Source organism: Halalkalibacter kiskunsagensis (assembly GCF_037027555.1).
Classification (GTDB): Bacteria; Bacillota; Bacilli; order Bacillales; family Bacillaceae_D; genus Halalkalibacter; species Halalkalibacter kiskunsagensis.
In genome coordinates, this window is record NZ_JAXBLX010000022.1 from 1 (window position 1) to 14903 (window position 14903).

18 protein-coding genes are annotated in these 14903 nt (G+C 38.2%); 14 read left to right on the top strand and 4 right to left on the bottom strand.

All coding sequences use genetic code 11. The annotated features are described in order from the left end of the window. The first annotated feature begins 179 nt into the window (after positions 1–179). From aroE to SLH51_RS13790, 7 genes are read left to right on the top strand one after another with little or no spacing between them, the layout of a single operon-like run. Positions 180–1025 carry a shikimate dehydrogenase gene (gene aroE, locus SLH51_RS13760; RefSeq protein WP_335961900.1) on the top strand — a complete coding sequence of 282 codons (846 nt, stop codon included), beginning with the start codon at positions 180–182 and terminating at the stop codon, positions 1023–1025. Next, positions 1019–1312, top strand: coding sequence for a ribosome assembly RNA-binding protein YhbY (gene yhbY, locus SLH51_RS13765; protein WP_335961901.1), 294 nt, complete (start codon positions 1019–1021; stop codon positions 1310–1312). The genes aroE and yhbY overlap by 7 nt, the downstream gene beginning before the upstream one ends. A gap of 26 nt (positions 1313–1338) precedes the next feature. Further along, positions 1339–1953, top strand: a complete 615-nt coding sequence (locus tag SLH51_RS13770) for a nicotinate-nucleotide adenylyltransferase (protein ID WP_335961902.1) — start codon at positions 1339–1341, stop codon at positions 1951–1953. Then, positions 1907–2488: a bis(5'-nucleosyl)-tetraphosphatase (symmetrical) YqeK gene (gene yqeK, locus SLH51_RS13775; protein ID WP_335961903.1), complete on the top strand. Its 582-nt coding sequence runs from the start codon at positions 1907–1909 to the stop codon at positions 2486–2488. The genes SLH51_RS13770 and yqeK overlap by 47 nt, the downstream gene beginning before the upstream one ends. Then, positions 2481–2834, top strand: coding sequence for a ribosome silencing factor (gene rsfS, locus SLH51_RS13780; protein ID WP_335961904.1), 354 nt, complete (start codon positions 2481–2483; stop codon positions 2832–2834). The genes yqeK and rsfS overlap by 8 nt, the downstream gene beginning before the upstream one ends. Then, on the top strand, positions 2834–3688 hold the full coding sequence (locus SLH51_RS13785) for a CvfB family protein (RefSeq protein ID WP_335961905.1): 855 nt from the start codon (positions 2834–2836) through the stop codon (positions 3686–3688). The genes rsfS and SLH51_RS13785 overlap by 1 nt, the downstream gene beginning before the upstream one ends. A gap of 26 nt (positions 3689–3714) precedes the next feature. Beyond that, the gene (locus SLH51_RS13790) at positions 3715–4470 is read left to right on the top strand and encodes a class I SAM-dependent DNA methyltransferase (RefSeq protein WP_335961906.1); all 756 of its coding nucleotides are present in this window, start codon (positions 3715–3717) and stop codon (positions 4468–4470) included. 56 nt (positions 4471–4526) lie between these two features. Here SLH51_RS13790 and comER read toward each other — a convergent pair whose 3' ends face one another. Both comER and SLH51_RS13800 read right to left on the bottom strand, forming a co-directional pair. Then, positions 4527–5351 (bottom strand): late competence protein ComER, encoded by an 825-nt coding sequence (gene comER / locus SLH51_RS13795; RefSeq protein WP_335961907.1) that lies wholly within the window; start codon positions 5349–5351, stop codon positions 4527–4529. A gap of 87 nt (positions 5352–5438) precedes the next feature. After that, positions 5439–5693 carry a DUF2533 family protein gene (locus SLH51_RS13800; RefSeq protein ID WP_335961908.1) on the bottom strand — a complete coding sequence of 85 codons (255 nt, stop codon included), beginning with the start codon at positions 5691–5693 and terminating at the stop codon, positions 5439–5441. Between the two features lie 78 nt (positions 5694–5771). On the opposite strand from SLH51_RS13800, the gene SLH51_RS13805 reads away from it, so the two are divergent. The 3 genes from SLH51_RS13805 to SLH51_RS13815 all read left to right on the top strand — a co-directional run bounded on the left by SLH51_RS13805 (position 5772) and on the right by SLH51_RS13815 (position 9370). Continuing rightward, complete coding sequence (locus SLH51_RS13805; protein ID WP_335961909.1) at positions 5772–6383, top strand: helix-hairpin-helix domain-containing protein; 612 nt, start codon at positions 5772–5774, stop codon at positions 6381–6383. Positions 6384–6463: 80 nt separating this feature from the next. Continuing rightward, a complete protein-coding gene (locus SLH51_RS13810) occupies positions 6464–7042 on the top strand; it encodes a ComE operon protein 2 (protein ID WP_335961910.1) in 579 nt (192 codons plus the stop codon). Between the two features lie 33 nt (positions 7043–7075). Then, a complete protein-coding gene (locus SLH51_RS13815) occupies positions 7076–9370 on the top strand; it encodes a DNA internalization-related competence protein ComEC/Rec2 (RefSeq protein ID WP_335961911.1) in 2295 nt (764 codons plus the stop codon). A gap of 58 nt (positions 9371–9428) precedes the next feature. On the opposite strand, the gene SLH51_RS13820 is transcribed toward SLH51_RS13815, so the two are convergent. After that, positions 9429–9563 carry a YqzM family protein gene (locus SLH51_RS13820; RefSeq protein WP_335961912.1) on the bottom strand — a complete coding sequence of 45 codons (135 nt, stop codon included), beginning with the start codon at positions 9561–9563 and terminating at the stop codon, positions 9429–9431. 594 nt (positions 9564–10157) lie between these two features. On the opposite strand from SLH51_RS13820, the gene holA reads away from it, so the two are divergent. Next, positions 10158–11186 carry a DNA polymerase III subunit delta gene (holA, locus tag SLH51_RS13825; RefSeq protein WP_335961913.1) on the top strand — a complete coding sequence of 343 codons (1029 nt, stop codon included), beginning with the start codon at positions 10158–10160 and terminating at the stop codon, positions 11184–11186. Positions 11187–11276: 90 nt separating this feature from the next. Here the strand turns inward: holA and rpsT are convergent, their stop codons facing one another. Continuing rightward, positions 11277–11543 (bottom strand): 30S ribosomal protein S20, encoded by a 267-nt coding sequence (gene rpsT / locus SLH51_RS13830; protein WP_332690841.1) that lies wholly within the window; start codon positions 11541–11543, stop codon positions 11277–11279. Between the two features lie 221 nt (positions 11544–11764). On the opposite strand from rpsT, the gene gpr reads away from it, so the two are divergent. From gpr to SLH51_RS13845, 3 genes are all read left to right on the top strand, one after another. Continuing rightward, positions 11765–12886 carry a GPR endopeptidase gene (gene gpr / locus SLH51_RS13835; protein ID WP_335961914.1) on the top strand — a complete coding sequence of 374 codons (1122 nt, stop codon included), beginning with the start codon at positions 11765–11767 and terminating at the stop codon, positions 12884–12886. 423 nt (positions 12887–13309) lie between these two features. Continuing rightward, positions 13310–14473, top strand: a complete 1164-nt coding sequence (locus tag SLH51_RS13840; protein ID WP_335961915.1) for a stage II sporulation protein P — start codon at positions 13310–13312, stop codon at positions 14471–14473. A gap of 16 nt (positions 14474–14489) precedes the next feature. Then, the gene (locus tag SLH51_RS13845) at positions 14490–14849 is read left to right on the top strand and encodes a DUF3679 domain-containing protein (RefSeq protein ID WP_335961916.1); all 360 of its coding nucleotides are present in this window, start codon (positions 14490–14492) and stop codon (positions 14847–14849) included. Positions 14850–14903: the final 54 nt, after the last annotated feature.

A 14903-nucleotide genomic window follows, 5' to 3' on the forward strand; every position in this document is an offset into this window, starting at 1 on the left:
AGCGGAACCGCTACAAGGTTTTAAGTATTCAAGGAGTGGGTTTCTCCTTGAATACGAGTAGCGAGAGAAGCCATTGCTGCTTCGAAGCAAAAGGTCGATTTTTACCTTTTTGAAAAACCTCGAAGCAATGAAGGTTTGGACATATATAACGTTTTTTTATGAGGGGGAAGCTTTAGAAGATGGAGAAAGTTTACGGATTGTTAGGTCATCCAATTGGGCATTCAATGTCACCACTTATTCATAATGACGCGTTTTTAAATGTAGGAATAAAGGCTAATTATCAAGCATTTGATGTAGAACCGCAAATGCTTGGAAATGCTATAAAAGGGATCAAAGCTCTTGGGATAGCGGGATGCAATGTAACCGTACCGCACAAAATCGCTGTGATGAACTTTTTAGATGAGGTTGATGAAGAAGCAAAGCTGATTGGTGCTGTAAATACGATCGTAAATCAAAATGGAAAACTGATTGGTCATAATACAGACGGTCGTGGATACGTACAGTCATTGATTGAAGAAACGAATGAAGAGATTATAAACAAACGTTTTCTTATTATTGGAGCTGGTGGAGCAGCAAGAGGAGTTATAACTGCGTTGCTTCGTCATGGTATCGAAGAGTTAACGATTACAAATCGGACCCAAGACAAAATAGAGCCATTGCTTGAGTTAGCTAATCTGTTTCAAACGCCAGCAAGTAGGGCAACTCGAGAGGAAGTCGAGCGAAATTTAGATGGATTTGATGTACTCATAAATACAACATCTGTAGGAATGAGTCCACGTATAGAGGATTCGCCACTTTCATTAAATAACTTAAGAGCTGGAGCGATTGCAAGTGACTTAATTTACAATCCGCTAAAAACAAAATTTCTAAAAGAAGCTGAAGAAAGAGGCGGGACATCACATACGGGTATTGGGATGTTTGTCAATCAAGCAGCTTTATCGTTTGAACATTGGACTGGGATTAAACCAGATCACCAGCGTATGAGAAAGTTAGTATTAGATAAATTAGGAGGAACAAAATGTTAACAGGTAAACAAAAGCGATTTTTACGTTCGAAAGCACACCATTTAAACCCTATTTTCCAAGTTGGGAAAGGTGGAGTCAATGAAAACATGGGTAAACAAATAGAGGAGGCTCTTGAAGTTAGGGAACTATTGAAAGTGAGCATCTTACAAAACTGTGATGAAGACAAAGATGAAGTAGCGCGCTCACTTGTTAGCTTGACAGGGGCAGAGCTTGTCCAGGTGATTGGGCATACGGTTGTTTTATATAAGGAATCGAAAGAAAACAAAGAAATTGTTCTCCCTTCTTAATAAACAGTAAGTAGGAGAGTGAAATTATGAAAAAAATTGGATTGTTTGGCGGTACCTTTAATCCGCCTCACCTTGGTCATCTGTTATTTGCTCAAGAGGTTTTAGTTGCTTATGAACTAGATGAAATATGGTTTATTCCTGTGAATGTGCCTCCTCATAAAGAAAGTGACGATCTTGCTTCGAATCAAGATCGAGTCGATATGTTAATCGGAGCAACAGATGAGAATGAGCGCTTTCATGTAAACACAATTGAGTTAGAAAGAGAAGGTCCTTCCTATACAATAGATACAATGAAGCAATTAATACAACTGTACCCGAAAGATCAATTTTTCTTTTTAATTGGGGGAGATATGATTGAATATCTTCCAAAATGGGAAAGAATCGATGAATTAATAAAGTTGGTAACTTTTATTGGTGTAAAGAGACCTGGATCTTCTGTAGGAACAACGGTATATGCAAGCAAAGTTCGTCTTTTAGAGATGCCACAAGTTGAACTTTCGTCGACAACTATTCGTCAAAGAGTGCAGGAAGGAAAACCAATCACATATATGGTTCCAAAAGTTGTAGAGACATTGGTGAAAGAGAGGGCATTGTATGAACCGAGAACAAGCATTGGCAATAGTAAAACTAAACCTTACTGATCATCGGTACACTCATACACTTGGTGTTGTAGATACTGCTGTGGAACTTGCAGATCGTTTTGGAGCTAATAGAGAAAAGGTAGAACTTGCAGCCGTTTTTCATGACTACGCAAAATTTCGTGATAAGGAAGAAATGAAACGTCTTGTAGAGGAAAAACTATCTGATAAATCATGCTTAGGATTTGGTGATGAATTATTGCATGCGCCATGTGGAGCTTACTTTGTGGAACATGAGGTTGGTTTAACAGATCAGGAAATTTTAAATGGTATTCGATATCATACGACTGGAAGACCCGATATGACATTACTTGAGAAGATTGTCTTTCTTGCTGACTATATTGAGCCTGGGCGTAAGTTTAAAGGTGTTGAAGACGTAAGGAAACTCGCTAAAAAGGATCTTGATGAGGCGATCATTCAAGTGTTAGAAAACACGATAGCGTTCCTCATGAAAAGAAGGCAGCTTGTATTTCCAGATACACTGGCTACGTATAACCAATTAATAACAAACAAAAGGAGAAGTGATATTAGTGAATGATTCGTCAATTTTAACGCTCGCAGTAAAATCGTTAGATGATAAGCGCGCGGAAAATATCGTTGCGTTAAACATGAAAGGTGTTTCTTTGATCGCCGATTATTTTGTTATATGCCATGGTAATTCAGATAAACAAGTACAGGCAATTGCACAAGAGCTAAAAAAAGTCGTTCAAGACGAAGGAATTGAAATTAAGCGCTTAGAAGGATTTGACCAAGCAAGATGGGTTTTAATTGACTTAGGCGATGTAGTTGTCCACGTGTTTCATAAAGAAGAACGAATCTACTATAACTTAGAGAAACTTTGGGGAGATGCTCCAACGGTTGAGTTAGAAGGAGTTTTGGGCTAATGGACCTTAAGCCTGGATATAAAGTGAACCTTGAAGTGGTGCGTAAAGCGAGTTTTGGCTATTTTGTAAGCGATGGAGAAATAGATATCCTTTTGCATGAAAGAGAAGTCACAAATCAAGTTGAGATTGGAGATCATGTAGATGTATTTCTATATCATGATCATCAAGAAAGACTAGCAGCGACAATGGAAGAGCCTTTTTTACAAGTTGGCGAAGTTGCATGGCTTGAGGCTGTCGAGGTAAAAACAGGCCATGGTGTCTTTTTTCATAATGGTATTTCACGGGACCTTTTTTTATCAATGGATGAACTTCCTTATGATCGAGAGATGTGGCCAAAGCCAGGCGATAAACTCCCATTATCATTAACATGGGATAAAAAAGGTCGACTAATGGGTAAGCTCGTTAAAGGAGAGCCGATTGAACGGAATGCAACAAAAGCCACCGCAGATATGATGAATAAAGAAGTAAGTGGATTTGTTTATCATTTCCTTGATGAAGGAGCTTTGCTTTTAACAGATGAAGGGTATATTGCCTTTTTGCATAATAACGAAATGAATGGAACGATACGGTATGGTGAGCATTTAACAGTACGAGTCCAGTATGTTCGTGAAGATGGCCGTATTAATGTGACGATGAATCCTAAAAGGTCTGAACAACAAGAAGAGGATGCTGATCGAATTTATTCATTTTTACAAGAGCGTGGTGGTTCAATGCCTTATTGGGATAAGACACCACCAGAAGATATAGAATTACGCTTTTCCATTAGTAAGGCAAAGTTTAAACGTGCTCTTGGAAAATTGATGAAAGAAAACAAAATCGAACAACGCGATGGTTGGACGCATTTGAAAAAGTAAAGTGCTCGACCATCTAAGGAGTCTCTATGAATTATCAAGCTTTTGCTGCTTTATATGATACGCTTATGGAAGATGCCCCGTATGATAAGTGGATTGATTATTTACGGTTACAATTAAATCAACAGCAGTTTACGAATCTATCTATACTTGATGTTGGATGTGGAACAGGAGAGCTTTTAGTGAGGTTGCAGGAAGAGGGGGCCGATACAGTCGGGGTTGATCTCTCTTTAGAAATGCTATCTGTTGCCAAAGAAAAATGCGAGCAAAAAGGATTTTCTCCTCCCTTATTCCATCAATCAATGACAGATTTAGAAGGGTTAGGAACGTTCGAAGTGGTAACCATTTTCTGTGATTCACTTAATTATTTAGAGACAGAGGAAGAGGTTTATCGGACGTTTGAAAGTGTTCATCGTCATTTACAAGAAGACGGACTTTTCTTATTTGATGTCCACTCTTTAAAGAAAATTGAAGAAGGATTTATAGGTCAGACTTTTGCTGAAGATGGCGCAGACCTTGCCTACATATGGACATCGTTTGAGGGAGATTATCCCCATAGTGTGGAGCATGAATTAACGTTTTTCATTAGGGATGAGTCACATGGGTATTACGAGCGTATGTTAGAATTACATAAGCAACGAACATTTCCAGTTAAGCAATATACGGATTGGCTTATGGAAGCTGGGTTTAGTGACATAGTTGTACATAGTGATTTTACTAGTGCTTCTCCCACAGAACAGAGTGAACGAATTTTTTTTACTGCTCGTAAAAAAATTAAAGGATAATTGACGAAAATGGCGAATAAACAGGGAGAAGCATCATGATGCTTCTCCCTGTTGTGTTATTTTTTTGAAAAAGCTCCAGATATTAATTCTTGGTCCTCGTAATACTTTGCATGTGTTTGTTGGAATAAATGATCAAACATCGACCCGATTTCAGCTTCGAGTACTTTAATGCCTTCTCCAGTAATCCCTCCTGGTACGCAGACCCGTTCTTGGAGCGTTGGCAATGTAAAGTGTCCCTTTTCTAATAACTTACCCATTCCAATCATCATATTCGTAGCAAGGGTTGTTGCATCTTCTTGAGAGATATTGGTTTGCCTAACGGCGCCATCAATGAATTGCTGCATGATGTAACTAAAGAATGCCGGTCCGCAACTGACGATGTCAGATGAAACCCTTGTGATGTTCTCATCGATAATAAGTGGTTCAGATATTTGTGACATTAGCTTCAGTAAGAACTGTTTGTTTTCCTTCGTACACCTATCTCCAAAACTTAAAAGAGATGGTCCTGTAAGAGCTCGGTTCAAAATACTTGGGATAGCACGAGCTACTTTACAATCGACCATGTCCTCTAATTGCTCAACAGAGATAGGACTCGTTATTGAAATGATAAATTTGTTAGCGTGGCAAACCGGAGCAATCTCTCTAAGGACATTTGGGAATTGTAATGGTTTCGTACACAAGAAGATTACATCTGTCTCTTTGACAACTGTAGGTGCATCAAGTGCAATAGAGAGACCTGGAAACCGTTTCTTTAAAGTTTCTGCCTTTGTATTGCTTCTATTCGTAATGACTAATTGCTCCGGAGTGATTGCGCCTGCCTCAATAAATGATTCAAGCAATATGGTGCCCATACTACCAGTTCCGATTACCCCAATTTTCAAGTTAGCCCCCTCCTTCAACATTCATCTTACACGCGAACACCGTTATGACTAAACGTATGAAGAAAGTAGGTCTGTTATGACTTGAACTTATTTGTTGTTTATGTAATTCCTAATCATTTCAGGTGTAACGAGTTTACGGGGAGGGAATTGAAATTTCATAGCAATTTGGTTCATTTCCTCAGTAATGCGGTTGATCTCTGTTGTTTCGACTAACTTATTTGCCTTTGCAAGATCAAGTGCTAAGTCAATCGCGCGCTCTCTTTGTGAATCTAATGCAAGAAACTGTTTTTGGGCTTCTCTGTGTTTTCTAACTTGCTCTGCAATTTGTATATGTACAGCCATATTCCATCGTCTCCTTTTTGTCCCTTATTAGGGTCTTGTTGTTATCGTACATTAATTTTAAAAAAAGGTGTGATCAAAGTGATCAAGAAAATACCTGAGAAAAAACAAATTGTTATTTCTATAGGGATCCTACTATTAGTCAGTTTAGTATTGTTTGTGCATTTTCGCAATGCTAATGAGGAAGAAGTAAACTTTGATTTTCAAGAAGCTGCTTCGTTGGTGCAAGCAACAGAAACGATTCCGTCGGTGTTAATTGAAGGAGGAACGAAGATAACAGTCGATATAAAAGGAGCAATCGCATTACCGGGAGTCTATGAATTAAATGAAGGAAGTCGTGTCCATAATGTAATTGAAATGGCAGGGGGATTTCTCTCTGATGCAGATGAGTTGCAATTAAACCTTGCTCAATTGCTCCAGGATGAGATGATGATCTATGTACCGACAGAAGGAGAAGAAGTTCAGGAAAACCTAGTTAACTCATCTGGAAATAAAGACGGCAAAATCGCGATTAATCGAGTAGATGAAACCACGCTCGAACAATTACCGGGGATAGGACCAGCCAAAGCAGCTGCTATTATCAGTTATAGAGAAGAGCATGGACCTTTTAAAGGAATTGAGGATCTACAAAATGTGTCAGGTATTGGTCCAAAGTCTGCTGAAAAACTTACTGATTATATTGTATTCAATTGACATTAATATTGAATCACCATTGACGTTGTAGGTGCAATTTTCTAAACTAAAACAATATGAATTATGAGGGGGAGTAATAAGTGGAAAGAATTTCTTGGGATCAATATTTTATGGCACAAAGTCATTTGTTAGCATTAAGGAGCACATGTACAAGATTAATGGTAGGGGCAACGATCGTCAGAGAAAAAAGGATAATTGCAGGGGGGTACAATGGTTCCGTCTCAGGAGGCGCTCATTGTATTGATGATGGATGTTATGTAGTAGATAATCATTGCATACGAACCATTCATGCTGAAGTGAATGCACTACTTCAATGTGCGAAATTCGGTGTTCAAACGGAAGGATCTGAAATTTATGTCACACACTTTCCGTGTGTTCACTGTTCAAAAGCAATCATTCAAGCTGGTATTAAACGAATTTACTATGCAAAAGACTACAAGAATCATCCATATGCAGAAGAAATGTTTCGTGACGCTGGAATAACTGTTTTACAAGTCGAGTTAGATGAGTTGAGCTTAGATCAACATCATCTTGAAAAAATGAAATTTACTGCGGAATTATTAGATAAACTAGATTATGCAGGAGTTCCTAAAGAAGAGTTACAACAGCTGCGTGATCAAGCTAATACGCTATTTACAGAAAATTTCTTAAAGGGGTGAATCACAATTCTTCACCTCTTTCTCCTTCTCCCTATGGCCGCAACTCTAGGTCTTCTTTTATCTTTACGGGGACCTAGCCTTCCTTATTTTTTCGTATTATCGGTTTTTGTTTTATTTTGTCTGTTTCATCGACGCTTATTTAGAGAAAGGCTTTTAATCGTTACGTTTACCTTTCTTTTGTATTACCTTGTTGGATTTTTTGCAGGTGACCAGCTTCGAACTGTTTACCAGTCCGGAGATCAAACTATATATGGAACAATCAAAACAATCCCGATCGTAGATGGTGACTCGTTATCCTTTCGTTTAACAAGTGTTAGCAAAGAAACGTTACAAGTTCATGGATATATTTATACTGAAATGGACCAACACTTTGTTAAGACACTTTCCCCAGGTGACTTGTGCAAAATAAGTGGGACACTTACCGCGCCACTTCCTCCAACCAATTTTGAACAATTTAACTATAAACGTTATTTGCAAGAGCAAGGTATATTTTGGATTTTAAGACCAAGTAGAGACGAAATACAATGTATTGAACCGCAAACCCAAAATTTCTATACACAAATCCAGCGATGGCGTCACAAACAGCTTCAACGGATCGAACGAGAAGTAAGTCCCGAATTTAATGGAATTATGAGTGCATTGCTGTTTGGGGAAAGAGCTTTGGTCGATGGAGATCTGTTAGAGGCGTATCAAAGGCTAGGAGTGATCCATTTACTAGCTGTTTCTGGTCTGCATGTAGGCATGATTGTTGGAGCTGTCTTTTATCTATTTATTCGGATCGGAATAACACGAGAAAGGGCTATGGAAGTCTTGCTATTGTGCTTACCTATTTACATTATCGTTGCTGGTGCCGCGCCATCGGTCGTTCGAGCATCATTAATGGCGATGGTCGTTCTAATTTGTTTGCGTATTCGAACTCGTATTCCTCCCTTGTTAGGAATTGTTGCCGTCTATTTAACCTACCTCCTTATACAACCATATGCCATCTTTCAACTTGGATTTCAATTGTCGTTTCTCGTGTCATTTGGTCTAATTGTATCTGCAGCAACGTTGCAAACTCGCTACACTCACGTAACAGCTCAATTAATAGCTGTTACAGTGATCTCTCAAGTACTTTCCACTCCTATCTTACTAAGACAGATGTATGAATTTTCTTGGCTAAGCATTCCTTTAAATATAATTTATATCCCTTTTATTACGTTGATTGTTCTTCCACTCACGTTTGTTTCTTTTTTTCTTTTTCTTTTTATGCCAGTGATGTACAATTACCCGCTTCTTCTGCTTGAATACTTAGTTCCAAGTGTTCATACACTTTTATTTCATTATGCTCAAATGAATCAAACGTCTTTTGTTGTAGGGAAACCATCATTAGTGCTTGTCTATGGTTTTTATGGAGGAATTATGTATGGATTGAGCAAGTGGGAAGAGGGGATGAAGAATTGGTGGATAAGACCCGTTGTTATTTTAGCTTTCTTATTAGTCATTCAGCTCCTCACTCCTTACTTTGATTCAAGAGCGAAGGTAACGATGATTGATGTTGGACAAGGAGATAGCTTTCTAATTGAACTTCCCTATAGGAGGGCTGTTTACTTAATAGATACTGGTGGAACGATTTCCTTTTTTAATGAAGAATGGAGAGAAAGGAGGCGAGTGTTTGATGTAGGGGCTGATATTGTTGTTCCGGCATTAAAGTCCCGTGGTATTCGTCAAGTCGATCGTCTCATTCTTACTCATGGTCATTTGGATCATATTGGTGGAGCACAGGAGCTAGGACAATCACTACGGATTCAAGAAGTGATTTATAGCAAGGGTCCAGTTGAAGGGGAAAATGAGCGACAGCTTTTACGTGTGTTATCTAAACGTGGTGCAGGCATTCACTTTCTACAGGAAGGAATGAGATGGAAAGAAGGTGCCTCCGAATTTACAGTCTTATCGCCAGTTGGAACTGAGGCTGATTTAAATGCAAGGTCCATTGTTTTGTATGTAATCCTTGAGAAGGTTTCGTTCCTTTTTACCGGGGACTTAGAAGAAGAGGGGGAAAGGAGAATTGTTTCTACGTACCCCAATATAGAAGTTGACGTATTAAAGGCAGGTCATCACGGCAGTCGGACATCGACAACAGAGCCGTTTCTTACACAATTAAAGCCAAAAATTGTTTTAATTTCAGCCGGGCGCAACAACCGCTTTGGCCATCCACATGAAGAAGTGACTAAAAGATTAGAGGAACAAAATATTCCGGTGTGGAGAAGCGATCTAGATGGTGCTGTACAAATTATCATCAAGGAAGGAAAAGTGGATATTAGAAAAGCGATGGATACTATTGAGTAAGGAGAAAAGGGAGAACCATCTAACACTTGGTTCTCCCTAAGGTTGTCAAGTCATCTGTTTACATGCTGCTAAATACATCAACGATTGAAGCGATAATGAATAGAGTAGCAAAGAATCCAAAAGGAATGATAAATCCAACAGCTGAATCGATCGCGTCATTACGTTTACACTGAACTTCTTTTTCAAAATGCATTTGGCACTCCTCCTTATACAAATTCAAGTATACGGGATCAACAAAAAAAATGCTAGAAGAGGTTGTGTCAAAAGGTTGTTTTTCATCCTTTTGACACAACCAAGAGGCAAGGAGCCCGACCGTTAATGGGATTACGTTTATAATAAGCGGTTTAATAGCGAGCAATGAACTCAGTCATTTCCAAACTTTAACTTATCCTAGAACGGTTCATTTTATTCGCGAAAAATAACCCGTATTCAAGAAATTGTTAGAAAAAAATTGTGTGATTGGTTTGTCTGTAAAGAGTTGTCACCTATAGTTTTGCTTTGCATAGGATATTATAAATAGTGCAAGGCGGTCGTGGTTATCGTCATAAATAAGAGGTCCCGGGTTCTTGTTTTATGGCGTTTATCATAAATGGGGGTTTGGCATTTTTGAGCTAGACCCCTTTCTCATTATTCCTTGTCAACTAATGATTCCTTGTCTATCCTAATAGTAGATGTTAGTTCACGTCAATTGGTTGCTATTAGAAAATATAACCATTGGACAAGCAAAGAATCTAATGCATAGTTTTCCCATTTGTCTGGAACATATGCAAGAAAATGAGGAATGGACATGTCATATTTAAAGGTAAAAAAGGAAGTTCAACAAGGCAGGATAAAGCCGGTTTATTTTATGTATGGTACACAAACTTTTTTGATGGAAGACCTTATGTTTCATATAATTAAAAACACTGTCGATTCATTGGATGATCCTAATGTTATTTCATTTAGTTTACAAGAAACCTTACTAGACACCGCCGTTGAAGAGGCTGAAACGTTTCCTTTTTTTGGTGGGAAAAAAGTTGTTATTTTGAAAGATTTTTCTCTCGTTACGGCTCTAAAACAAGAAACGAAATTAGAACATGATGTTAGTAGACTACAACAATACATAAAACAACCTTCACCTGAGGCTATTTTCATTATTCAAGCACCATATGAAAAATTAGATGAACGGAAAAAAATAACTAAAGAATTAAAACAGTCATCTACTCTAGTTGAATGTTTCCCCTTTGATGATAAAATGTTATTTCTTTGGCTGGATGACCAAGCCAAAACAAATGGTTTTCATTTCTCAAATGAAGGAAAGGAGCAATTACTAGCTCGAACAGGTCCCAAGCTTTTAATGCTAGCATCAGAAATGGAAAAGCTGGCACTTTATGTGGGCGAAAATGGCGTTGTAGATGCAGAGATTGTTGACTTATTAGTGGCGCGTTCTCTCGAACAGGATGTATTTGCTTTGATAGAATTTGCGGTCAAGCAACGATTAGATAAAGCATTAATCATTTATCATGACCTATTAAAACAAAAAGAAGAACCATTAAAGCTTCTTGCGTTAATAGCAAGACAATTGCGTATTTACTATCAGGTAAAAGAAATGACAAGAAGGTCATATTCGCAAAAGCAAATGGCATCACAATTAAAGCTTCATCCTTATGTAGTGAAGTTGGCAAGTCAACAAGTAGATAAATTTCAAGGTAAACAATTACTAAAATTACTTGAGGCTGCAACAGATACGGACTATGCAATTAAAACAGGGAAAATGGATAAAGTTCTTGCTGTTGAATTGTTATTAATGAAATTAGCAAGTGTTCATTCAAAATAATTAAGGAGCGAGCGTCTTCAAAGCAGAAGCCAATCTGCTACTGCGACAATAAAAAAAACACACGACTTGGGATCGTGTGTTTTTCTCTTATTATGCAGAAAGACCGTTAAGCTTTTTCGCTAGACGAGACTTTTGACGAGATGCTGCATTTTTATGAATAAGACCTTTGTTTGCTGCTTTATCAAGCTTTTTAGTCGCTTCAGTGAAAGCTGCTTTCGCTACTTCAACATCGCCAGCCTCAACTTTAGTTTCAAAGTTCTTGATTGCAGTACGTAGAGCAGACTTAACAGAGATGTTTTGTGCACGACGCTTGTCAGCTGTTTTTACACGCTTAATTGCAGATTTAATATTTGGCATATCATTCACCTCCTAATAAATGTTGTACAGGTTTGATCCCAGTCCATCTATTTATGAACGGTTTCGCTTCTTGTTTTAAGGTACGGTGACACGTTTCGCATCATTCATACAACAAATTGCATTTTACCAAAAACAACACATAATTGCAATAGAAGAATGAAAACAGGTAGTGGCGGAAACACTACAATTACGAGAGATTCTATAGTAGGAGTGTGATTAATATGACTGAAGAATTGAATCTTGACCAATACCAAATACGTACTGATTTAGCGGTTGAAGCTCATCAAATGGTCCTTGAGCATGAAGAAAAAGCAGCAAAAGGACCAACTCCAAAAGAGGTGAGCGGGGTACAGATAAATGAAGAGATCATTGATGATGTTACGATAACTCATGTCAAAATTGATGAAGTAGGTGCAAAGCGTTTAGGGAAGAAAGCAGGAAATTATTTAACCTTTGAAGCACAGGGCATTAGAAAAAAAGATACGGAACTTCAAGAGAATTTAGAACGTGTCTTTGCCAATGAATTTTCTAAGTTTATGAAAAATATTGGAATAAAAGAAACGGACACATGTCTCGTTGTTGGACTTGGGAACTGGAATGTCACTCCTGATGCCTTAGGTCCTATTGCTGTCGAGAATTTGCTCATTACAAGTCATTTGTTTAAATTAGCTCCAGAGCAAGTTCAAGATGGGTTTCGCCCTGTCAGTGCTGTGACTCCTGGTGTCATGGGGTTAACAGGGATTGAAACGAGTGATGTTATTTATGGGATTATCGAAAAGACAAAACCGGATTTTGTTATTGCAATTGATGCGCTTGCTTCTCGTTCCATTGAACGAGTGAATTCAACGATTCAAATTTCAGATACCGGTATTCATCCAGGCAGTGGAGTGGGCAACAAGAGGAAAGAATTAAGCAAAGAGGCTCTTGGAATCCCTGTTATAGCGGTAGGAATTCCAACCGTTGTTGATGCCGTCTCGATTACAAGCGATACAATTGACTACGTGTTGAAGCATTTCGGACGTGAAATGAAAGAAGGAAAAGCACCTTCTCGCTCACTTGCACCTGCAGGTATGACATTCGGTGAAACGAGAAAGCTAACAGATAAAGATTTGCCGGATGAAGCGAAGAGAGAAACCATTATGGGGATGGTTGGGAATTTACCAGATAATGAAAAGCGTCAGCTAATTCGAGAGGTTTTAGCACCACTAGGACATAATTTAATGGTAACCCCAAAGGAAGTTGACGTTTTTATCGATGATATGGCAAATGTTATAGCTGCCGGATTAAATGCAGCGTTACATCAAAGAATTAATCAAGAAAACGTTGGCGGATATACTCACTAAAGCGTTTGAACATTTGAACATATGTAGGTTCGGGTTCAGATTAGTACACAGTTTAATTAATGCTTTCCCTAAAAATGTCCTTCATGCCTTTATGAAGGACATTTTTCTTGTGTTCTACCAAGTAATGTCCTTCATAGCTTTTTGAAGACCACCTTTCTTGATGCCTTACTACGTCTTGTCCTTCTCAGCCTTGATTGGATAGTACAAAATTGTATTGTCATAACCATTTCACAATATAAATCACTACTAATATTTTATGTTTGCACCTGTGAAGTGAACCTGTAAGTATTTGATAATAGGGTTTCTTTTTTGTTCTATTCATCCTTTTCAAATCATAATAGTGGATTAGAAGCTCCTTTACATTACAGCATTGGATAAATTTACGATGTACAAGCTTCCCACACGAGGAGAAGGGATGAGAGCATGAAAAGAAACCAGTTTCGTGGCTTTACGGTTTCGATCAATCGGACGAGCTTAAAAAAACTAATTGTGATGACGATTATAGGAATGATGGCGTTGTTTATTTTTACTGGAATGCTAACTTCATTTGAACCAGGTTATGGACTAGCTTCGAATCAAGTTCATGAATGGGCAAATGGAATAAAGGGTGAAGATTTTCTTCATGTGATGGGAATGGAAAATAAATTATTTACACAAGCATTACCGGAAGGCAGTGAGCCTCCTAGTCTTTCGAATTTAGCATTTCAGGTAGCGACGAGTATTAACCCTGATGACCCGAGGAGTTTACTCGGAAGAGAGTTGCCTGGTTTTGCTCTTTATGATGGACAAATCATCGTTGCAGGAGATGGAATGGACTATACGACTCTACCGGTTGAATCAGCACCGCCAATGGACGTGATTATGGCAGAACGTGAAGCAACAAAGGAGAGTTTAGCTAAGTTAGAGGAAATGGAGAAAGAAGCAAAACAATCTCAAGGAACAACAGATGGGCGAAAAGTTGTTCATATTATTCATTCACATAATACTGAATCCTTCTTGCCAGAACTGGAAACGAATGTACCGAATGAAGCATTTCATAGACAAATTAATATAACATTGGTTGGTGAGAAACTAGCACAAGAGTTGGAAAAACGCGGGATAGGAGTAGAAGTGGAAGAGCGAGACGTTCAAGCTAATTTGGTTGAGAGAGGTTGGCAGTATAACCAATCATATGACGCTTCTCGCGCATTTGTAAAAGAAGCTATGGAAAATAATAGCGACCTTGAATTTTTCTTTGATTTGCACAGAGATACAATTCCAAGGGAGAAGACAACTGTAACAATTAATGGTGAAGAATATGCACGTACGGTATTTGTTGTTGGTGGTAACTATGAGAATTATGAACATAACATGCAATTAGCAAAGGAGCTACATGCTTTGCTTGAGAAACATTACCCGGGGTTAAGTCGAGGTGTCATCTTTAAAGATGGTCGTCTAACAAATGGGAAATTTAATCAAGATTTATCGAAGAATTCGGTATTGATTGAAATGGGTGGAATTTACAATACGTTAGAAGAAACAAATAGATCTGCCGAAGTGATGGCAGAAGTATTTTCAGAATACTATTTCGAAACTAGAACCGAGTAAAAAGAGGGGAATTCACATGAAAAAACTGGTTGTGAGAATATCTGTGATTGGCTTACTTTTATTACTAGGTGCATTATTTGGAGTTCAACAAATGAATGAGCAGCTTGGAATCTCACAACCAGAACCACTTGTTGTTTTGTCTCAGCAAAAAGAAAAGCAGATTCAGTCAAACAAAGGAAATGCACTTGTACAGAAACAACAAAATGAGCTAGTACAGAAAAAGCAAACAGTTGAAGAAGTGGGAAGGTTTAACTTTTTTTCTGACATGGGGAATGCGATAGCCGACGGGATGAACTATGGAAGCCGTGCGGTTTTATCACAAATAATGTCTTTTGTTGATAATGTTTTAAATGGGGAAAAAACAAACGCAGAATGATCATCCTGCGTTTGTGTTTTTTTTTTTTGAAAAATGGGGAGGTCGTTAGTTTGT